The organism is Rhizobium sp. Leaf311, assembly GCF_001423445.1.
Classification (GTDB): Bacteria; Pseudomonadota; Alphaproteobacteria; order Rhizobiales; family Rhizobiaceae; genus Agrobacterium.
The window spans coordinates 332,297-351,442 of the sequence record NZ_LMNZ01000020.1; the positions used below are offsets into that span (position 1 = coordinate 332,297).

Below are 19,146 nucleotides of genomic sequence, written 5' to 3' on the forward strand. Positions count from 1 at the left end.
ACGAGGCTTTCCAGATGGCGATCAACGAAAACTATTCGGACATTGCAGCAGGCAAAGGCAGACAACAGAGTCTTTCCGTGCTGCATCCGATCCACGAAGCAGCAATGAGAATTGCGGACTTGGGGCTGAACAGATCACGCCACAAGACGCGCGACTTGGTCAATCTCCTGCTTTGCCATGGCGCCCGCGCCTGGCGCAGCAACCAACCCGTTGCGAAGATCCATCTTCATATCGCATCCCGCTCAGGGCAAAGCGCTATCCATATGCGTCTGCGCTAACCGAGTACTGCCCATAAAAAAGCCCTGCGAAACATGTGTTTTGCAGGGCTTTTTCTTGTCATTTTTCCCGGTCTAACCGGCGGCATCTTTCCCAAAAAAAAGCGGCGGATGATCTTTCCGCCGCCTTCTTTTGCTATCAGCTGTCACCCTCAGGTGCAGCGTCGTCATTCGCGTCGGCGATCAGGCCGTCGGCTTCCGCCTCGCCAATCGCTTCAACTTCTTCCTCACCTTCCGGCTCGTTGATGCGCTCGACCGACACGACCTTTTCGTCCTTGGCGGTGGAGAAGATCGTCACACCCTTCGTCGCGCGGCTGGCGATGCGAATGCCGTTCACGGGCACACGGATCAGCTGGCCACCATCGGAAACGAGCATGATCTGATCGTTATCCTCGACCGGGAAGGCTGCAACCAGTTCGCCGATTTCTGCCGTCTTGGACGTATCGGTGGCGCGAATGCCCTTGCCGCCGCGTCCAGATGTACGGAAGTCGTAAGAGGAAGACCGCTTGCCGAAGCCCTTCTGGGAAACGGTAAGGACGAACTGTTCGCGGGCCTTAAGCTCCTTGTAGCGCTCGTCGCTGAGTTCACCCTCTTCCGCGACCTCTTCGCCAACCAGCGTGATATCTTCTTCGTCAACGCCCGCGGCGCGGCGTTCTGCCGCCGAACGCTTGAGGTAGGCTGCACGCTCCCATGGCTGAGCATCGCTGCTGCCAACAATGGTCATGGAGATGATGCGGTCACCCTCGCCCATGTTGATACCGCGCACGCCAACCGAATTACGGCCAGCAAAGACGCGAACATCATCGACGGAGAAGCGGATGCACTGTCCAAGCGCAGTCGTCAGCAGTACATCATCGCGATCGGTGCAGGTTTCGACGGAGAGGATTTCATCGCCCTCCTCGTCCAGCTTCATCGCGATCTTGCCGTTGCGGTTGACCTGTACGAAATCGGAAAGCTTGTTACGACGCACGGTTCCACGTGTTGTGGAGAACATCACGTCGAGCGTTTCCCACGTTGTCTCGTCTTCTGGCAGCGGCATGATGGTGGTGATGCGTTCACCCGCCTCAAGCGGAAGCATGTTGATCAGTGCCTTGCCCTTGGACTGAGGTGTGCCGATTGGCAGACGCCAGACCTTTTCCTTATAGACAATGCCGCGCGAGGAGAAGAAGAGGACCGGCGTGTGCGTATTGGCCACGAAAAGCCGGTTCACAAAATCCTCGTCGCGCGTTGCCATGCCGGAGCGGCCCTTGCCGCCACGACGCTGCGCCTTATAGGTCGTCAGCGGAACGCGCTTGATATAGCCAAGGTGCGAAACGGTAACGACCATGTCTTCGCGGGCGATGAGATCCTCATCGTCCATGTCAGGGCCGCCTTCCATGATCTCGCTTCGACGTGGCGTGCCAAACTCATCCTTGATCGCAGCAAGCTCGTCCTTGACGATCTGCTGAATGCGGATGCGCGACGACAGAATGTCGAGATATTCGCTGATCTCGGCGCCGATCTTGTTCAGTTCGTCGCTGATTTCATCGCGGCCAAGCGCTGTCAGGCGGGCCAGACGCAATTCGAGAATGGCGCGCGCCTGTTCTTCCGAGAGGTTATAGGTGCCATCTTCGTTGATGCGGTGACGCGGGTCGTCGATCAGCAGGATCAGGCTTTCCACATCTTCAGCCGGCCAACGGCGTGTCATCAGCTGCTCACGCGCGGTTGCCGGGTCCGGAGCCTGACGAATGACGCGAATGACTTCGTCGATATTGGCGACGGCGATTGCGAGACCAACCAACACATGCGCGCGATCACGCGCCTTGCGCAGCAGGTACTTGGTGCGGCGGCTGACGACTTCTTCGCGGAAGGAAACGAAGGCGCGCAGCATGTCCAGCAACGTCATCTGTTCCGGCTTGCCGCCATTCAGCGCCACCATGTTGCAGCCGAACGAGGTCTGCAATGGCGTGTAGCGATAAAGCTGGTTCAGAATGACTTCGGCATTGGCGTCACGCTTCAACTCGACGACGACGCGGTATCCCTGGCGATCGGACTCGTCGCGAAGGTCGGAAATGCCTTCGATACGCTTGTCCTTGACCAGTTCAGCCATCTTCTCGATCATCGAGGACTTGTTCACCTGGAAGGGAACTTCCGTGATGATGATCTGCTCGCGGTCGCCGCGCATCGGTTCGATGGTGGCGCGGCCGCGCATGATGACGGAGCCACGACCTGTTTCATAAGCGGAGCGAATGCCGGAACGACCGAGAATGAAGGCACCCGTCGGGAAATCCGGTCCGGGGATGATCTGCATGATTTCCGGCAGCTCGATTTCCGGATTGTCGATCAGCGCAATGCAGCCCTCGACAACTTCGGAAAGATTGTGCGGCGGAATATTCGTGGCCATGCCGACGGCGATACCCCCCGCGCCGTTGACCAAAAGGTTCGGGAACTTGGCGGGAACAACCACCGGCTCGGACAGAGTGCCGTCATAGTTGTCGCGGAAGTCGACGGTTTCCTTGTCGAGGTCATCGAGCAGCGAATGCGCGGCCTTTTCCAGACGGCACTCTGTGTAACGTTCAGCCGCCGGTGGGTCGCCATCGATGGAGCCGAAGTTGCCCTGCCCGTCGATCAATGGCAGCCGCAAGGACCAGTCCTGCGCCATACGCGCCAGCGCGTCGTAAATCGCGGAGTTGCCGTGCGGGTGGTATTTACCCATCACGTCCCCGGTGACACGGGCGCACTTTACGTATTTCTTGTTCCAGTCGATGCCAAGCTCGGACATGCCATAGAGAATACGGCGATGAACTGGTTTCAGTCCGTCACGAACGTCTGGAAGCGCGCGGCTGACGATAACGCTCATGGCGTAATCGAGATACGACCGCTGCATTTCCTCCATGATGGAAATCGGCTCTATGCCTGGCGGAAGCTTTCCGCCGCCTGGGGGGCTCTGGTCAGTCAAATCGGATCACATTCTATGTTAAGAATCGGATGGATTTTTATAGCGGAAACAGCACGAAAGCGCCAATTTCCAGAGCAGTTTTGAACAGTCTTTTGCGTCATTTGCAAGACGATACACAGTTTTCTCCCTCCCTGCGGCAAAATCCGCCAAATCGGGGTTTCAAACGCGTCACGACTTACCTACCATCGAAAGAAAACAGGCTGCGGACCCGACCAACGTTTCATCGGCGCGCTGCCCATAAATGGGAAAAACATGGCAAGCACAGAACTCCTGGTCAATGCACTGACCACCATGCTGGTAACGCTCGACCCGCCGGGCCTTGCGCCTGTCTTCCTGGCCCTCACGGCTGGCATGACGCGCGCCCAGCGCGGTCAGGTCGCGCTTCGCGGCTCGATCATCGCCTTTGGCATCCTGGCGCTGTTTGCGTTGTTCGGTGCTTCCATCCTCAATGTGCTTGGTATTTCACTCGGCGCATTCCGGATTTCGGGTGGTCTGTTGCTGTTCTGGATTTCCTTCGAAATGATTTTCGAGAAACGCCAGGAGCGGAAGGAAAAGACCTCCGAGATGGCGATCACGCTTGATCATATCCAGAATATCGCCGTCTTTCCGCTGGCCCTGCCGTTGATTGCCGGGCCGGGCGCGATATCGGCGACCGTTCTGATCTCAGGCTCGATGCAGAACACATTCGAGAAGATCATTTTCATTCTGCTTCTGGCTTTCAGCATGCTGCTGGTTTTCGCAGCGCTACTGGCCGCAGATCGGCTGGATCGTTTTCTCGGCAATACGGGACGCGCCATCCTCACCCGCCTGCTCGGGGTTCTGCTGGCAGCGCTATCGGTTCAGTTCGTGGTTGATGGTGTGAAATCCGCCATGGCATCCTGACAGAATAGGGACAGCAGAGGCTTTTCTGCTAGAAGGCAGATTCCCGCCGAGAATCGAGAGTTTGCCCCATGCGAAATCTGTTGCGCCTGATTGTGCCCGAAGCGATGCCGGTCAGTTATAAAGAACGGATTCGCTCCGCCTCAGGCGCGTTGATCGGCATTTTCATTACGGGGTTTATCGGGCATGTGACTGTCGGCAACAGCGCTGCTCTGCCGGCTCTCATCGCCCCTATGGGCGCATCCGCGGTGCTGCTGTTTGCCGTGCCCTCCAGCCCGCTTGCGCAGCCCTGGTCCATACTCTGCGGCAATATTCTCTCGGCTGTCGTGGGTGTGACGGTTGCCATGCTGGTGACCGATCCGTACGTTGCTGCAGCGCTTGCCATCAGCATCGCTATCGCGGCCATGATGGCGCTTCGTTGCCTGCATCCGCCAAGCGGTGCGGTGGCGCTGACGGCGGTTCTGGGCGGGCCCGCCATCCATCAACTCGGCTATGGTTTCGTGCTCTGGCCCGTGGCGGGAAATTCGCTGGCACTTCTGGCCGTCGCCGTCATTTTCAACAATCTCTCGGGCCGGCGCTATCCTCATGCCATGCGAGCTCAAGCCGCAGGCCACGGTACGAAAGACCCGGCGCCCATAGAGCGCATTGGATTTTCGTCCGCTGACCTGGATGACGTCTTGAAGGATTTCGATCAGGTTCTGGATATCGACCGTGACGATCTGGAGACCATTCTACGTCGAACGGAACTACGCTCCTACCGCCGCCGCGCCACGCATCTCGATTGCGCCAGCATCATGTCCCGCGATGTGGTGGGCGTTGCTCCCGATGATGCGCTGAAAACCGCCCATGAGTTGATGCGAAGCCACCATTTCAAGGCCTTGCCGGTAACAAACGACAGCGCAGAAGTCGTCGGCATAGTCACCCAGACGGATCTGCTCGACAAGGCAAGCTGGACAAACGGCCGCCCTACAATCGGTCTTCTTCAGCGCGTAAAGCTGATCTCATCGGGACGCAGCGCCCCGAATGGTACCGTCAAGGACATCATGACATCGCCGGTAAAAACCGTGTCACCGACGACGCCGATAGAAGAGGCCATCATCATTCTCGCCGAACAGGGCTTGCATTACCTGCCGGTCGTTGATGACAACAACAAGCTCGCAGGCATCATTTCACAATCGGATGTGATGGTGGGAATGCTGGCCGATAAGGCGGAAAGCCAAGACTGAGGACAGATCGGGCGATGGAGTTATGCCAGAACGTCAGGCAATCGATGATCGCCAATTCTCTTTCGCCGGGCTGAACGCAGGTAAACCGCTGAGAGGGGTTGCGAGGTGCATCACATGCCCTTCTCAATCCTTTTGATCAGGCCGTGCCTATCGCTTAGCCTTCAAAATCCGCTTCCAGATGGTGCCACCAAGAAACTTGTTGAAGACCAGGAAGTAGGCAACCATTAGGACGAAGGCTAGCAAAGCGGGCATCCCGTTAAGCTCGAAGCCATTTTCCGTCCGCCCTCCGAACAAGGTGGCCACCAGGAAGCCGAAGACCCAGAAGGCGGTGAAGAAATCCAAAATGAAGGCAAGTACGATGCGCCAGGTAGCGGGTTGACTGCTAGACGTCGCCGGTTCTGTCATGCTTGCCTCTCAAATTGATGTTCTGAAATCAGAACGGGATGTCGTCATCCATATCGTTGGAGAAGTTGCCCGCTGGCTGGCCGCCACGCGATGAGCCGCCGCGGGAGGACGATGGCTGGTCGTTGCCGCCGCCGTAATTGCCACCGCCATAGGAGCCGCCACCGAAGTCGTCGCCGCCACGGCTTGCACCGCCACCGCCACCTTCGCCGCGACCATCAAGCATTGTCAGTGTGGAGTTGAAGCCCTGCAGCACGATCTCCGTCGAGTAACGGTCAGCACCGGTCTGGTCCTGCCATTTGCGGGTCTGAAGCGCACCTTCGATGTAAAGCTTGGCGCCCTTCTTTACGTATTGCTCGATGACCTTGCAAAGACCTTCGTTGAAAACAACGACGGAATGCCATTCCGTCTTTTCTTTGCGTTCGCCGGAATTGCGGTCGCGCCAGCTTTCGGATGTGGCGATGCGCAGGTTGGCAATCGGCCGACCGTCCTGCGTGCGGCGAATTTCCGGATCTGCACCGACGTTCCCGATCAGAATTACCTTGTTTACGCTGCCAGCCATCTTCTTATCCTGTCCACTGGCCTTTCCAGCCAGCATTCTCCGGTTCAAAATTTTGAGCACCATAGACCATGGTGTGCCGCCATGGGCAGAAAATGGAACGACAATCCACAAGGAATGTTCTTCGCAACATGCCCACTTGCTAATCGTTCCTATTTTGTTCTATTAAACACCGATTGATGAGTCAAGCGCAGCGAAATGCAGACAAGAAAAGCGCGATATACCTCGACACGCCGTTCACCGTCATTACATAAGAGCCCAACGCCTCCCAACGAGTAATTCCGAGCCTCCTCATGAGTGAATTAAAGACGATTTCGATCCGCGGCGCCCGCGAGCACAATCTCAAGGGTATCGATCTGGATTTGCCACGCAACAAGCTTATCGTCATGACGGGGCTGTCCGGCTCGGGAAAGTCGTCGCTTGCGTTCGATACGATCTATGCTGAGGGCCAGCGGCGATATGTGGAAAGTCTCTCTGCCTATGCGCGGCAGTTTCTGGAGATGATGCAGAAGCCGGACGTTGACCAGATCGAAGGTCTTTCCCCGGCGATTTCCATCGAGCAGAAAACGACGTCGCGCAACCCACGCTCGACGGTGGGCACGGTTACCGAAATCTACGATTATATGCGCCTGCTCTTCGCGCGCGTCGGCGTTCCCTATTCGCCCGCGACGGGGTTGCCGATCGAAAGCCAGACCATCAGCCAGATGGTAGATCGCATCCTCGCCTTTGAGGAAGGGACACGCCTTTACATTCTCGCGCCCATGGTGCGTGGCCGGAAGGGTGAGTACAAGAAAGAGCTGGCGGAGCTGATGAAGAAAGGCTTCCAGCGCGTCAAGGTAGACGGGCAATTCTACGAAATTGCCGATGTTCCCGCTCTCGACAAGAAATACAAGCACGATATCGATGTCGTCGTCGACCGCGCAGTCGTGCGACCGGATATGGCAGCGCGTCTGGCCGACAGCCTCGAGACCTGTTTGAAACTGGCAGATGGCCTCGCCGTCGCGGAATTTGCCGACAAGCCCCTGCCTGCCGGGGAAACATCGGCCGGCGGCTCCGCTAACAAATCGCTGAACGAGACACACGAGCGGGTGCTGTTTTCCGAAAAATTCGCCTGCCCCGTTTCCGGTTTCACCATTCCGGAAATCGAGCCGCGGCTGTTTTCCTTCAACAATCCATTCGGTGCCTGCCCGACCTGTGACGGGCTTGGTTCCCAGCAGAAGGTCGATGTGGCGCTCATCGTGCCGGAGCCTGCACGCACGCTCAAAGATGGCGCAGTCGCGCCTTGGGCAAAATCATCGTCGCCCTATTATAACCAGACGCTGGAAGCGCTTGGCAAAGCCTTCGGCTTCAAGCTCTCGAGCCGCTGGAACGACCTCTCGGACGCCGCGAAGAAGGCTATCCTGCACGGCACAGATGACAAGATAGAATTCGAGTATCAGGATGGCGCGCGGTCATACAAGACGGTGAAGAACTTCGAGGGCATCGTTCCCAATCTGGAACGTCGCTGGAAGGAAACCGACAGCGCCTGGGCACGTGAGGAGATCGAGCGTTACATGTCGGCGGCACCCTGCCCCGCCTGTGACGGTTATCGCCTCAAGCCCGAGGCTCTTGCAGTCAAGATCAACACGCTGCATATCGGTCAGGTTACGGAAATGTCGATCCGGATCGCGCGTGACTGGTTCGAGGCGTTGCCTGAGTCCCTTAACGCAAAACAGAATGAAATTGCTGTTCGTATCCTCAAGGAAATCCGTGAACGCCTCCGCTTCCTCAATGATGTCGGACTGGATTATCTCAGCCTTTCGCGAAATTCCGGGACGTTATCTGGCGGCGAAAGCCAGCGTATTCGTCTGGCGTCTCAGATCGGCTCGGGCCTGACTGGCGTTCTCTATGTCTTGGACGAACCGTCCATTGGCCTCCACCAGCGTGACAATGCCCGGCTGCTTGATACGCTGAAGCACCTTCGAGACATCGGCAATACGGTTATCGTGGTGGAACATGATGAAGACGCCATTCTGACGGCTGATTACGTTGTCGATATTGGCCCGGCTGCCGGCATTCACGGCGGTGAGGTCATTGCCGAGGGGACGCCGCAGGAGGTGATGGCGAACCCCAAGTCGCTCACAGGCAAATACCTTTCCGGTGAGCTGGGTGTCGCCGTGCCAAGCGAGCGCCGCAAGGCGAAGAAGGGCAAGGAAATCAAGGTCGTCGGTGCTCGGGGTAACAATCTCAAGAACGTAACCGCGTCAGTCCCGCTTGGTGTTTTCACAGCCGTTACCGGCGTATCGGGCGGCGGCAAGTCTACGTTCCTCATCGAAACGCTTTACAAATCGGCAGCGCGCCGCGTCATGGGTGCGCGCGAGATACCGGCAGACCATGATCGGATCGACGGCTTTGAATTCATCGATAAGGTCATCGATATCGACCAGTCACCGATCGGTCGTACTCCCCGTTCCAACCCTGCGACTTACACTGGCGCATTCACGCCTATTCGCGACTGGTTTGCGGGGTTGCCGGAAGCCAAGGCAAGAGGCTACGCGCCCGGTCGCTTCTCTTTCAACGTCAAGGGTGGCCGTTGCGAAGCCTGTCAAGGCGATGGCGTCATCAAGATCGAGATGCACTTCTTGCCGGATGTCTATGTGACCTGCGACGTTTGCCATGGGAAGCGCTACAACCGCGAGACGCTGGATGTCACATTCAAGAGCAAGTCGATCGCCGACGTGCTGGATATGACGGTTGAGGAAGGGGTCGAGTTCTTCTCTGCCGTTCCCGCCGTTCGCGACAAGTTGCAGTCGCTGTTCGACGTTGGTCTCGGCTACATCAAGGTCGGGCAGCAGGCCAATACGCTTTCGGGCGGCGAGGCCCAGCGCGTCAAGCTTGCCAAGGAATTGTCGAAGCGCTCAACCGGTCGGACGCTCTATATTCTCGATGAGCCCACGACAGGCCTTCACTTCCACGACGTGAACAAGCTGCTTGAAATGCTGCATGAGCTGGTAAATCAGGGCAATTCGGTTGTCGTCATTGAGCATAATCTCGAAGTCATCAAGACGGCAGACTGGGTGATCGATATCGGTCCCGAAGGCGGAACGGGTGGTGGCGAAATCGTCGCGACGGGTACGCCGGAGCAGATCGTCAAGGAAAAGCGTTCCTATACCGGCCAATTCCTCAAGGAGTTGCTGGAGCGTCGTCCGGACAAGAAGGTTCAGGCGGCTGAGTGAGACTGGACGCAGGTCATTGCTAAGGGATGGGGAATGAGATGAGCAAAGCAGGCACGATCCGGACCGGCATCGGCGGTTGGACCTTTGAGCCCTGGGAGGGCACGTTCTATCCCGACAAGCTTCCCAAGAGGCGTCAGCTCGAACATGCCAGCAGTCAGCTTGCGGCGATTGAAGTGAACGGCACCTATTACGGAAGCCAGAAGCCTGCAACATTTGCGAAATGGGCATCCGAAGTCCCTGATGGATTCATATTCTCGCTTAAAGCCAGCCGCTTTGTTACGAACCGCAAAGTGCTTGCGGAAGCGGGGGAATCCGTCGCCAAATTTCTGACGCAAGGGCTGACGGAGCTTGGCGACCACCTCGGGCCTATCTTGTGGCAGTTTGCTCCAACGAAGAAATTCGAGCCGGATGATTTCTCGGCCTTTCTCGAACTCTTGCCGGAAAAACAGGATGGGCTAACGCTTCAGCACGTCGTGGAGGTTCGGAACCCGAGTTTCCAAGTGCCTGAATTCTTAGAGCTTCTTGCGCGTCACAAGGTCGCTGTTGTCTGCGCGGATCACCACGACTATCCAATGCTGCCGGATGTAACGGCAGATTTCGTCTATTGCCGTCTGCAAAAAGGCGAGGATGATATCGAGACTTGCTACCCGCAAAAGGATGTTGAGGCGTGGAGCAAGCGTCTCGAAACCTATGCGAAAGGTGGCGTCCCCGACGATCTGCCTTTGATTGCACCTGAGAGGAAGATTGAGAAGAGGGCCCGCGATGTTTTCGCCTTCTTCATCAGCGGTGGCAAGGTCAATGCACCGCGGGGTGCCCAGTTGTTGCAGAGCATGGTCTGAGTGAACCGGTTCAACGGAGAACCGATATGACGTCGCTTGCGATGTAATCCTCCAGTCGGAGCCGACGCGCGCGGTGGTGCTGCGAAACACCGCAGATGGTCTCATGCGTGACAGTCTGGTCGTGTTGCGTCTGTGCGGTGCGGTCTCGGCTGCGGGAAGCAGATATCGGTTGTTTGAAACAATTCGCAGTCTAGATCGGCCAGTCTCAGCCCTGTAAAGACGTTCAGACTGCGACAGTCTCTGGTGAGTTTTCGAAATTGACGGCGGCGAAAGCTGCCGCGATGACCTCCGGCCCTGCGCCCGGGCGCGTAGCGTCGCTCGAGAGAATTTGACGGAACCGGCGGGCGCCAGGCAGTCCTTGGAACAACCCAACCATATGGCGGGTAACGTGGTTCAGGCGGCCGCCCTTGGCGACATAATTTTCGGCATAGGCCATCATCTTGTCCCGTACGCCGAGCCAGTCCGGTTCAACCGCCGTTTCGCCGTATATCCGGCTGTCGACATCGGCGAGAATGGATGTGTTGTGGTAAGCCGCACGGCCAACCATCACGCCATCCATATGTTTCAGATGGTCATCGGCCTGATCGAGATCGGTAATTCCTCCATTAATTCCAATGAAGACATCGGGATGATCCTCCTTCATTCGGTAGGCAAGGCTGTAGTCCAATGGTGGGATATCGCGGTTTTCTTTGGGGGATAGTCCCTGCAGCCAAGCCTTGCGGGCATGGATCCAGATCGCCTGCGCGCCTGCCGAAACAACTTGGCCAATGAAATCCGGCAACACGGTCTCCGGCTCCTGATCATCTACGCCGATGCGGCATTTTACCGTCACAGGCACTGCCGCCACTGCGTTCATGGCTTCCACGCATCGTGCAACAGTCTCGGGCTCCCGCATGAGGCAAGCGCCGAAGGTACCGGATTGCACCCGGTCAGAAGGGCAGCCGACATTGAGGTTGATTTCGTCATATCCATAATCAGCTGCAATTCTTACGGCCTCGGCAAGCTTGGCCGGGTCCGATCCGCCGAGCTGCAACGCCACGGGATGTTCTTCAGCGTGGTAACTAAGCAGCCTCTCTCTCTGACCATGAATGATCGCATCCGCTACGATCATCTCCGTATAGAGAAGCGCGTGGGCGGAAAGCTGCCGATGGAGAAAACGGCAATGCGTATCCGTCCAGTCGATCATCGGGGCGACTGCGAAGATCTTGCTTCCGTTGGCGAGTGCTTTTTCATACATGGATCGAGAAACCTTTTCTTGCGTGGGCTTCTAACCCAATGTTGCTCATAAAGCCAGTTTTCAAAGGGGCGGGATTTTAAACTGGAAATCGGGGCAGAATCGCGGGACAAACAGGGCCTGAAAATGAGGAGCCACGCCTATGACTGCGACCGTTATTCCCGTTCCGCCGACAACTTTGCTGCCGGTGGAGGGTACTGCCGAAACATTTCCTGTTCGGCGCGTCTATTGCGTTGGCCGCAATTATGCCGATCATGCAATCGAGATGGGCCACGATCCCTCCCGCGAGCCGCCGTTCTTTTTCCAGAAAAACCCCGACAACCTTCTGCCTGCTGGCAAGGATTTCCCCTACCCGGCCTTGTCTGCCAATGTGCATTACGAGGTTGAATGCGTGGTCGCGCTGAAAAGCGGCGGCTCCGATATCTCCCTTGACGACGCCCTCGATCACGTCTGGGGTTACGCGGTCGGGATCGATATGACGCGGCGCGATATGCAGGATGCGCTCAAGAAGATGGGGCGATCCTGGGAAAGCGCAAAGGCGTTCGAATTTTCGGCCCCTGTGTCACCGATCGTCCCGGCATCGAAAATCGGTCACCCGGCGAAAGGCGCTGTCTGGCTTGATGTGAATGGCGAGCGCAAACAAACCGGCGATCTGGCCCAGATGATCTGGAAGACCGCTGAAATCATCGCCGAACTTTCCAAGATGTTCACGCTTGCCGCTGGTGATGTCATCATGACAGGTACACCTGCGGGCGTCGGACCAATCGTGCGCGGCGATCGCATCGATTGCGGGGTCGAAGGTGTTGGCACCCTGTCCGTAAGGGTTGCGTGAGAGGAAGTGCGAGATGCCGATTTACTGCCTTGCTGAAAGGGTGCCGCAGACCCCTGCCCCGGATCGTTTCTGGGTAGCGCCCGATGCCAATGTCATCGGTTCTGTTATCCTTGGTGAGGATGTCGGCGTCTGGTTTGGTGCCACCTTGCGCGGTGATAACGAGCCCATCACGGTGGGCCGTGGCAGCAACATTCAGGATGGTGTGATGATCCATTCCGATCTCGGCTTTCCAGCGACGATCGGAGAAGGCTGCACGATCGGCCACCATGCGATCATCCATGGCTGCACCATTGGCGACAACTCCTTGATCGGCATGGGCGCCACGGTGCTGAACGGCGCAAAAATCGGCAAAAATTGTCTAGTGGGTGCCAATGCGCTGATCACCGAAGGAAAGGAATTTCCTGATAATTCGCTGATCGTCGGGTCGCCCGCGCGGGCCATACGCACACTGGATGATAAAGCGGTAGAGGCGTTGAAGGCGTCTGCGCAGAGCTATATCCGCAACTGGCAACGCTTTGCGAAAGACCTGCAGCCTGTCTGACTATGGTCAGGCGGCGCAGGCCTCGCAGAGACCTCTGATCTCGATTGTCGTCTTCTCTGCCTTGAATTTCTGGTTCTTGACCCAATCGCCCAGGCGATGGTCGATCTGGTGATCGTGAAACTCCGTGACCTGACCACAGGCATTGCAGATTGCGAAGGCGACCGTGCCGTGGTGATGCGTGCAGCAATCCGTCTGCGTGTGTGAGCAGGCAACAAATGCGTTGAGGCTTTCCAGCCGGTGGACGAGGCCGAACTCGATCAGCTTTTCCAACGCCCTGTAAACCTGCAGCGGCGCACGAAAACCGGCATCTCGCAGCTTGTCGAGTATGACATAGGCACTAAGCGGCGCCTGCGATCTCGTGAGGGCATCGTAAACGAGGGACTGGTTCTTGGTGAGATTTTGAGTTGTCATGGACGACCTCCTTGCTCTGCGCTGCGTCCAAGCTTGGGCGAAGGCAAAAGACTCACGATGAAAAGCATAACGGCGGCGACGACGATGGATGGACCGGACGGCGTATCGTAATGCAGCGAGCCCATTAGCCCGCCTGCGACGGCAAGTGCGCCAATAAGCGACGCTAGCACAGCCATGATTTCCGGCGTTGCCGAAAAGCGGCGCGCCGTGGCCGCCGGAATGATGAGCAGCGACGTGATGAGCATTATGCCGACAATCTTCATGGCAATGGCAATGACAAGTGCCATCAGCAGCATGAACAACAATTTGGAACGCTCGGGGCGCATTCCCTCGGCTTCCGCCAGTTCCGCATTGACGGTTGACGCGAGCAAGGGCTTCCAAAGCAAGGCAATCGCAACCAGCACCACCACGCCGCCGCCCCAGATGAGGTAAATGTCCGCAGGCGTAACGGCGAGAATATCGCCGAAGAGAAATGCCACGAGGTCGATGCGGACCCAGGTCATGAAAGCCACGATGACAAGGCCGAAGGCCAGCGCAGAATGCGAGAGAATGCCAAGCAGGGCATCTGCCGACAGGGCCTGACGACGCTGCAGGAAGAGCAGAAGCAAGGACACGACCGTTGCGACCAGAAAAACGCTGATGATCAGGTTCAATTGAAACAGCAGTGATAGCGCGACACCGAGCAGCGCCGAATGGGCCATCGTATCGCCGAAATAGGCCATGCGCCGCCAGACGACGAAACAGCCCAGCGGGCCAGCCATGAGCGCCACGCCTATTCCGGCCACCATCGCTCTTACGAAGAAATCGTCAAACATGCTTGGCTCCGTGGGCATGGTGGCCGTGATCATGAGTGTGATCGTGATGACCACAGCCGCAACCATCCATCTCATCGCCATCGTGCCCATGTGGGTCGTGATGGTGACCGTCGTCTGGATGGCAGTGATCTGTGACCGAGCCATCCGCGTGCTGCACGCGACCGTCCGGCAAATGGGTGTGGTCATGGTGATGGCTATAGACCGCAAGGCCCCGCGCGCCCGCTCCACCGAAGAGCTTCATATATTCCGGGCTCTGGCTGACAGCCTGCGGTGTTCCGCGGCAACAAATATTGCCGTTCAGGCAGATGACCGTGTCGGTCTCGGCCATCACCACATGCAGATCGTGCGAGATCAGCAGAATGCCGCAGCCCGTTGAATTGCGGATCGTCTTGATCAGATCATAAAGCGCAATTTCACCTGAGAAATCGACGCCCTGGACCGGTTCATCGAGAACGAGAAGATCCGGCTTGCGGGCGATGGCGCGGGCCAGCAGCGCGCGCTGAAACTCGCCGCCGGACAGATGCTGTACTTCTGCCTTGGCAAGGTGAGTGATGCCGGTGGCATCAAGTGCGGCATCGATTTCGCGCGGCGGCAGCGCACCGGTCAGCGTCATCAATCTTCGGACAGTCAAAGGCATCGTCCAGTCGACAGAGAGCTTCTGCGGTACGTAACCCACCTTGAGCCCGGGAATTTGCGAAACTCGGCCCTCGTCCGGTTTCAGCACGCCCGTTGCCATTTTCGCGCTGGTGGATTTGCCGGAACCGTTGGGTCCGATCAGCGTCACGATTTCGCCGCGGCTGACAGAAAATTCCACGCCACGCACCAGCCAACGGCCATTGCGGCGAATGCCCGCATTGGAAAGAGAGACGAGATGCCCATCACGTGCGGGCGCTGAATAAAGCATTTGTTTTTCCAATTGTCGGTGTTGCCTATGGCTATCGCATACGTTATAGCGTTACGCAACATATGTAATAACATAACATACTTTCTCAAGTGGAGCATACCGCATGAAAACTATCGCTACGCTTCTTCTGGCTTCTGCCGCAGCAATCGCATCATCGAATGCCATGGCAGCCCCGAACGTCGTTGTGTCGATCAAGCCGATCCATTCGCTTGTGGCCGCAATCATGCAGGGCGTGGCCGATCCGCAATTGATTGTCGATGGCGGCGCGTCTCCTCACACCTATAGCCTCAAGCCTTCCAATGCGCGGGCAATTGAAAATGCAGATGTCGTTTTCTGGGTTGGTGATGGCCTTGAAAAATTTCTGGAAAAGCCCCTGCACTCGCTGGCTGGCAAGGCGACGGTTGTGGAACTGGACAATGCGAGCGGCATCGAAAAGCTGCCCTTCCGTGAAGGCGGACCTTTCGAGGCTCATGACCACGGCGAACATGGAGACCATGATCACGCGGAAGAAGCCAAGGACGGCGAAGGCCACAAGGGCGAACACAAGCACGAACATGAGCATGAGCACGCTGGAGGTCACGACCATGACGAAGGCGAATTTGATATGCATCTGTGGCTCGATCCCGCCAATGCAAAGGCCATGGCTATCGAAATCGAAAAGACCTTGATGACGGCAGATCCGGCCAACGCGAAGTCCTATCAGGACAACACCAAGAAGCTGGTCGAAAATCTGGATTCCCTGGATAAGGAGATCAAGGAAACGGTTGGCCCCATCAAGGACAAGCCGTTCATTGTCTTCCATGATGCCTATCAGTATTTCGAGCACCGCTATGGCGTTAAGACAGCCGGTTCGATCACCGTCAGCCCTGAGAACCCACCCGGCGCAGACCGCATCAAGAAGATCCATGCCAAGGTTCAGGAACTGAATGCGACCTGCGTATTTGCAGAACCCCAGTTCGAGCCCAAGCTCGTCAATGTTGTCATTGAGGGGACGAAGGCGAAATCTGGTACGCTCGATCCGGAAGCTGCAACGCTTGAGGCGGGCCCAGATCTCTATTTCCAGCTGATGCGCGGTGTCGCGACCTCACTAAAGAACTGCCTTTCTTAAGGTTCGGACGATGATGAAGGGTGGCCTGTGCCGCCTTTCATTTTCAACGCAAATGTAATGGTATAACATATTTGGAGCGCAATGTGATGCGGAAACTCCCAGTCACAGTTTTGTCGGGTTTTTTGGGCGCCGGAAAAACGACCGTCCTCAACCATATTCTGAGCAATCGGGATGGCCTGAGGGTGGCAGTCATCGTCAACGACATGAGTGAAGTGAATATCGATGCGGCGTTGGTCAGGGATGGCGGTGCCAATCTATCCAGAACGCAGGAACAGCTTGTCGAAATGACCAACGGCTGCATCTGTTGCACGTTGCGGGATGATCTTCTCAATGAAGTTCGCCAGCTGGCAGAGCAGGACAGGTTCGACTATCTGCTGATCGAGTCCACCGGAATTGCAGAACCCCTCCCCGTCGCCGCAACATTCGACTTTCGGGATGAGAACGGCCATAGCCTCTCCGACGTCGCGCGGCTGGATACGATGGTGACGGTTGTCGATTGCGCCAATCTGCTCAAAGACTACGGATCCACGGATTTTCTTTCGGATCGCGGTGAAACGGCAGGCGAAGGTGATGAGAGGACGCTGGTCGATCTTCTGGTCGAGCAGATCGAGTTTGCCGATATCGTCATTCTGAACAAGGTCTCCGCTGCGACGGATGAACAGCAGGACGCGGCGCGCAAGATCATTGCTGCGCTTAATCCAGACGCGCGGCTTATCGAAGCGGATTTTGGAAAGGTCGAAACCAAGGCTGTTCTCGGCACCGGGCTTTTCGATTTCGCCAAGGCCGAGACCCATCCTCTCTGGTTCAAGGAGTTGCACGGTTTCAAGGACCATGTGCCGGAAACCGAGGAATATGGCATCAGCTCCTTCGTATACCGCGCCAAACGTCCGTTCGATCCCGCCCGCTTCAACGCCTTCATCAATCGCGATTGGCCCGGCGTGATACGTGCCAAGGGGTTTTTCTGGATTGCAACGCGGCCGGACCATGTGGGTGAGATCAGCCAGGCCGGAGCCTTGGTCAAGACCGGCAAGATGGGGCTTTGGTGGTCATCCGTCCCGAAGCAACACTGGCCGGAGGACCCTGGGTTCGAGCGCATGTTGGCGCCTTACATGGATGAGGTCTGGGGAGATCGTCGGCAGGAGATTGTCTTTATCGGCGCTGATCCAATGCGCGAGGCGGATATTCGCGCCGCACTGGACGCTTGCCTGCTTGAAGCATCCGCCTTTACCCCGAAGGCCTGGCGCTCACTGGAAGATCCCTTCCCGGACTGGGGGCGACGGGCGGCATGAGGAACCAGAGAACGCAATCTAAGTTCCGGTGTGAAGCCATCACCGACGACATCGCCCGTGAAAACGACTGTGGCCATGGAGTTGATCCACGGCCACAGGATATGTCGAATGGTGGTTTAACGCGCGGAGGAAAGGCCGATAATGAGACCGCTTACGGCATTGATCAGAAGATACTGATTATCAACGCGGACCCAACGCTCGCCGCGACGCGGTTCTCTCAGGTTATGGCGACGGTAATCACGCCGATCTATAAAGTGACGACGCTCTTTCGCAGATAGGCGCTGGCCGCGATCCCAACGATGTTTATTCACGATCACCTTTTTCTTGGTGATTGTTTTCTCAACCGTAACATGACGGCCGGGGCGGTCGTCATGGCGGCCCTGTGCCTGTGCCATGGGAGCGACCAGCACTGTGGCAGCGAGAAGAACGGATAGAAACTTTTTCATCGGTATGTCCTTTCCTGAAGTGATGACTAGAACCTATCGTCACGACAATGAATGGAAAGTGAACCGCATATTAAAAATCAGTAATGTTCGCTTGCGCTTAGGCGCATCACTTAAAGTTTATGATCAGATTTCATCCGGCAAAATAGCCGCCCCGAAAGTCAAGGCGGCCAGGTTTTGATCACTTGAGCTCGGCAGATTTTGCCCAGAGATTGATGTCGGCATCCTTGGCGAAGCGGTCGATTTCCACCAGTTCCTCTGCCGTGAAATCTGGCTTTTCCAGCGCTTTCACGCAATCTTCCACCTGCTCTGGGCGGCTTGCGCCTATCAGTGCGGTGGTGATGCGTCCGCCGCGCAGAACCCATGCAATTGCCATCTGCGCAAGCGTCTGCCCGCGCCGTTCCGCGATTGCATTCAGGCCCCTGATGTTTTCGATGTTGCGTTCATTGAGGAACGCGGGGTTCAGCGACTTGCCCTGGCTGGCGCGGCTGGCTTCCGGCACACCGCCCAGATACTTCGTGGTCAACATGCCCTGCGCGAGCGGTGAGAAAACGATTGAGCCAATACCGAGCTCTTCCAGCGTATCGACCAATCCGTCTTCTTCGATCCAGCGGTTGATCATCGAATAGCTTGGCTGGTGAATGATGCAGGGCGTGCCGAGTGCCTTGAGAATGGCGGCAGCCTCGCGTGTGCGCTGTGAATTGTAGGAAGAGATGCCAACATAGAGCGCTCGGCCGGAGCGGACAATGTGGTCAAGCGCGCCGCAGGTTTCTTCCAGCGGCGTGTCGGGATCAAACCTGTGGGAATAGAAGATGTCCACGTAGTCCAGGCCCATGCGCTTGAGGCTCTGGTCGCAGGATGAGATCAGGTATTTGCGGCTACCCCATTCGCCATACGGACCGGGCCACATGTTGTAACCGGCCTTGGAGGAAATCACGAGTTCATCGCGATAGCCTGCAAAATCCGTCCGCAATATCTCGCCGAAAGCGGTCTCTGCGCTGCCCGGAGGTGGTCCGTAGTTGTTGGCGAGATCGAAATGAGTGATACCCAGATCAAACGCCTTGCGGCAGATGTCCTGCTTCGTCTTGTGTGAGAAGTCGTTGCCGAAATTGTGCCAGAGGCCCAGCGATATTGCCGGAAGCTTCAGGCCCGATGTTCCGCAGTGATTGTACTTCATGGACGCGTAACGGTTTTCAGCCGGTTGCCAGGCCATCTTGTTCCTCCCAGTGTGGATTG

At 56.9% G+C, this 19,146-nt stretch carries 18 protein-coding genes; 9 read left to right on the plus strand and 9 right to left on the minus strand.

Features of this window, described 5'->3' with window-relative positions; translation table 11 throughout:
• Positions 1–14 precede the first annotated feature (14 nt).
• Positions 15–278: a hypothetical protein gene (locus ASF69_RS18430; protein WP_062589901.1), complete on the plus strand. Its 264-nt coding sequence runs from the start codon at positions 15–17 to the stop codon at positions 276–278.
• A 136-nt stretch (positions 279–414) separates the two neighbouring features.
• Here ASF69_RS18430 and gyrA read toward each other — a convergent pair whose 3' ends face one another.
• A complete protein-coding gene (gene gyrA, locus ASF69_RS18435) occupies positions 415–3,213 on the minus strand; it encodes a DNA gyrase subunit A (RefSeq protein ID WP_062589657.1) in 2,799 nt (932 codons plus the stop codon).
• A gap of 252 nt (positions 3,214–3,465) precedes the next feature.
• On the opposite strand from gyrA, the gene ASF69_RS18440 reads away from it, so the two are divergent.
• Together ASF69_RS18440 and ASF69_RS18445 are read left to right on the plus strand one after the other, a co-directional pair.
• The gene (locus ASF69_RS18440; RefSeq protein WP_062589658.1) at positions 3,466–4,095 is read left to right on the plus strand and encodes a MarC family protein; all 630 of its coding nucleotides are present in this window, start codon (positions 3,466–3,468) and stop codon (positions 4,093–4,095) included.
• A 68-nt stretch (positions 4,096–4,163) separates the two neighbouring features.
• Positions 4,164–5,318 (plus strand): HPP family protein, encoded by a 1,155-nt coding sequence (locus tag ASF69_RS18445; RefSeq protein ID WP_062589659.1) that lies wholly within the window; start codon positions 4,164–4,166, stop codon positions 5,316–5,318.
• 147 nt (positions 5,319–5,465) lie between these two features.
• Here the strand turns inward: ASF69_RS18445 and ASF69_RS18450 are convergent, their stop codons facing one another.
• A complete protein-coding gene (locus ASF69_RS18450) occupies positions 5,466–5,723 on the minus strand; it encodes a hypothetical protein (RefSeq protein ID WP_062589660.1) in 258 nt (85 codons plus the stop codon).
• A 28-nt stretch (positions 5,724–5,751) separates the two neighbouring features.
• Entirely contained in the window at positions 5,752–6,282 is a 531-nt protein-coding gene (locus ASF69_RS18455) for a single-stranded DNA-binding protein (RefSeq protein ID WP_062589902.1), read from the minus strand.
• A gap of 290 nt (positions 6,283–6,572) precedes the next feature.
• On the opposite strand from ASF69_RS18455, the gene uvrA reads away from it, so the two are divergent.
• Positions 6,573–9,494 (plus strand): excinuclease ABC subunit UvrA, encoded by a 2,922-nt coding sequence (gene uvrA / locus ASF69_RS18460; RefSeq protein ID WP_062589661.1) that lies wholly within the window; start codon positions 6,573–6,575, stop codon positions 9,492–9,494.
• 38 nt (positions 9,495–9,532) lie between these two features.
• Positions 9,533–10,333: a DUF72 domain-containing protein gene (locus tag ASF69_RS18465; protein ID WP_062589903.1), complete on the plus strand. Its 801-nt coding sequence runs from the start codon at positions 9,533–9,535 to the stop codon at positions 10,331–10,333.
• Between the two features lie 223 nt (positions 10,334–10,556).
• Here the strand turns inward: ASF69_RS18465 and dusA are convergent, their stop codons facing one another.
• Entirely contained in the window at positions 10,557–11,570 is a 1,014-nt protein-coding gene (gene dusA / locus ASF69_RS18470) for a tRNA dihydrouridine(20/20a) synthase DusA (RefSeq protein ID WP_062589662.1), read from the minus strand.
• A 139-nt stretch (positions 11,571–11,709) separates the two neighbouring features.
• Between dusA and ASF69_RS18475 the strand changes: the two genes are divergently transcribed.
• Together ASF69_RS18475 and ASF69_RS18480 are read left to right on the plus strand one after the other, a co-directional pair.
• Positions 11,710–12,399, plus strand: a complete 690-nt coding sequence (locus ASF69_RS18475; protein ID WP_062589663.1) for a fumarylacetoacetate hydrolase family protein — start codon at positions 11,710–11,712, stop codon at positions 12,397–12,399.
• Between the two features lie 13 nt (positions 12,400–12,412).
• Positions 12,413–12,940, plus strand: coding sequence for a gamma carbonic anhydrase family protein (locus ASF69_RS18480; RefSeq protein WP_062589664.1), 528 nt, complete (start codon positions 12,413–12,415; stop codon positions 12,938–12,940).
• Positions 12,941–12,946: 6 nt separating this feature from the next.
• Here the strand turns inward: ASF69_RS18480 and zur are convergent, their stop codons facing one another.
• The 3 genes from zur to znuC are packed head-to-tail and all read right to left on the minus strand — an operon-like array spanning position 12,947 to position 15,070.
• On the minus strand, positions 12,947–13,351 hold the full coding sequence (gene zur / locus ASF69_RS18485) for a zinc uptake transcriptional repressor Zur (protein WP_062589665.1): 405 nt from the start codon (positions 13,349–13,351) through the stop codon (positions 12,947–12,949).
• Positions 13,348–14,166 (minus strand): zinc ABC transporter permease subunit ZnuB, encoded by an 819-nt coding sequence (gene znuB, locus ASF69_RS18490; RefSeq protein WP_062589904.1) that lies wholly within the window; start codon positions 14,164–14,166, stop codon positions 13,348–13,350. Before znuB ends, zur begins: the two co-directional genes overlap by 4 nt.
• A complete protein-coding gene (znuC, locus tag ASF69_RS18495; protein WP_062589666.1) occupies positions 14,159–15,070 on the minus strand; it encodes a zinc ABC transporter ATP-binding protein ZnuC in 912 nt (303 codons plus the stop codon). The genes znuB and znuC overlap by 8 nt, the downstream gene beginning before the upstream one ends.
• Before the next feature lie 103 nt (positions 15,071–15,173).
• On the opposite strand from znuC, the gene znuA reads away from it, so the two are divergent.
• Complete coding sequence (gene znuA, locus ASF69_RS18500; protein WP_062589667.1) at positions 15,174–16,178, plus strand: zinc ABC transporter substrate-binding protein ZnuA; 1,005 nt, start codon at positions 15,174–15,176, stop codon at positions 16,176–16,178.
• 83 nt (positions 16,179–16,261) lie between these two features.
• Positions 16,262–17,467 (plus strand): zinc metallochaperone GTPase ZigA, encoded by a 1,206-nt coding sequence (gene zigA / locus ASF69_RS18505; protein ID WP_062589905.1) that lies wholly within the window; start codon positions 16,262–16,264, stop codon positions 17,465–17,467.
• Between the two features lie 116 nt (positions 17,468–17,583).
• On the opposite strand, the gene ASF69_RS18510 is transcribed toward zigA, so the two are convergent.
• On the minus strand, positions 17,584–17,913 hold the full coding sequence (locus tag ASF69_RS18510; RefSeq protein ID WP_062589668.1) for an RcnB family protein: 330 nt from the start codon (positions 17,911–17,913) through the stop codon (positions 17,584–17,586).
• Positions 17,914–18,091: 178 nt separating this feature from the next.
• Entirely contained in the window at positions 18,092–19,123 is a 1,032-nt protein-coding gene (gene mgrA / locus ASF69_RS18515) for an L-glyceraldehyde 3-phosphate reductase (RefSeq protein ID WP_062589669.1), read from the minus strand.
• Positions 19,124–19,146: the final 23 nt, after the last annotated feature.

What these genes read in the sequence shown, in the direction of transcription:
- ASF69_RS18430 (WP_062589901.1), top strand. Translation starts at nt 15, where the DNA reads ATGGCGATCAACGAAAACTATTCGGACATTGCAGCAGGCAAAGGCAGA.
- ASF69_RS18440 (WP_062589658.1), top strand. Translation starts at nt 3,466, where the DNA reads ATGGCAAGCACAGAACTCCTGGTCAATGCACTGACCACCATGCTGGTA.
- ASF69_RS18445 (WP_062589659.1), top strand. Translation starts at nt 4,164, where the DNA reads ATGCGAAATCTGTTGCGCCTGATTGTGCCCGAAGCGATGCCGGTCAGT.
- ASF69_RS18450 (WP_062589660.1), bottom strand. Translation starts at nt 5,723, where the DNA reads ATGACAGAACCGGCGACGTCTAGCAGTCAACCCGCTACCTGGCGCATC.
- ASF69_RS18455 (WP_062589902.1), bottom strand. Translation starts at nt 6,282, where the DNA reads ATGGCTGGCAGCGTAAACAAGGTAATTCTGATCGGGAACGTCGGTGCA.
- uvrA (WP_062589661.1), top strand. Translation starts at nt 6,573, where the DNA reads ATGAGTGAATTAAAGACGATTTCGATCCGCGGCGCCCGCGAGCACAAT.
- ASF69_RS18465 (WP_062589903.1), top strand. Translation starts at nt 9,533, where the DNA reads ATGAGCAAAGCAGGCACGATCCGGACCGGCATCGGCGGTTGGACCTTT.
- dusA (WP_062589662.1), bottom strand. Translation starts at nt 11,570, where the DNA reads ATGTATGAAAAAGCACTCGCCAACGGAAGCAAGATCTTCGCAGTCGCC.
- ASF69_RS18475 (WP_062589663.1), top strand. Translation starts at nt 11,710, where the DNA reads ATGACTGCGACCGTTATTCCCGTTCCGCCGACAACTTTGCTGCCGGTG.
- ASF69_RS18480 (WP_062589664.1), top strand. Translation starts at nt 12,413, where the DNA reads ATGCCGATTTACTGCCTTGCTGAAAGGGTGCCGCAGACCCCTGCCCCG.
- zur (WP_062589665.1), bottom strand. Translation starts at nt 13,351, where the DNA reads ATGACAACTCAAAATCTCACCAAGAACCAGTCCCTCGTTTACGATGCC.
- znuB (WP_062589904.1), bottom strand. Translation starts at nt 14,166, where the DNA reads ATGTTTGACGATTTCTTCGTAAGAGCGATGGTGGCCGGAATAGGCGTG.
- znuC (WP_062589666.1), bottom strand. Translation starts at nt 15,070, where the DNA reads ATGCTTTATTCAGCGCCCGCACGTGATGGGCATCTCGTCTCTCTTTCC.
- znuA (WP_062589667.1), top strand. Translation starts at nt 15,174, where the DNA reads ATGAAAACTATCGCTACGCTTCTTCTGGCTTCTGCCGCAGCAATCGCA.
- ASF69_RS18510 (WP_062589668.1), bottom strand. Translation starts at nt 17,913, where the DNA reads ATGAAAAAGTTTCTATCCGTTCTTCTCGCTGCCACAGTGCTGGTCGCT.
- mgrA (WP_062589669.1), bottom strand. Translation starts at nt 19,123, where the DNA reads ATGGCCTGGCAACCGGCTGAAAACCGTTACGCGTCCATGAAGTACAAT.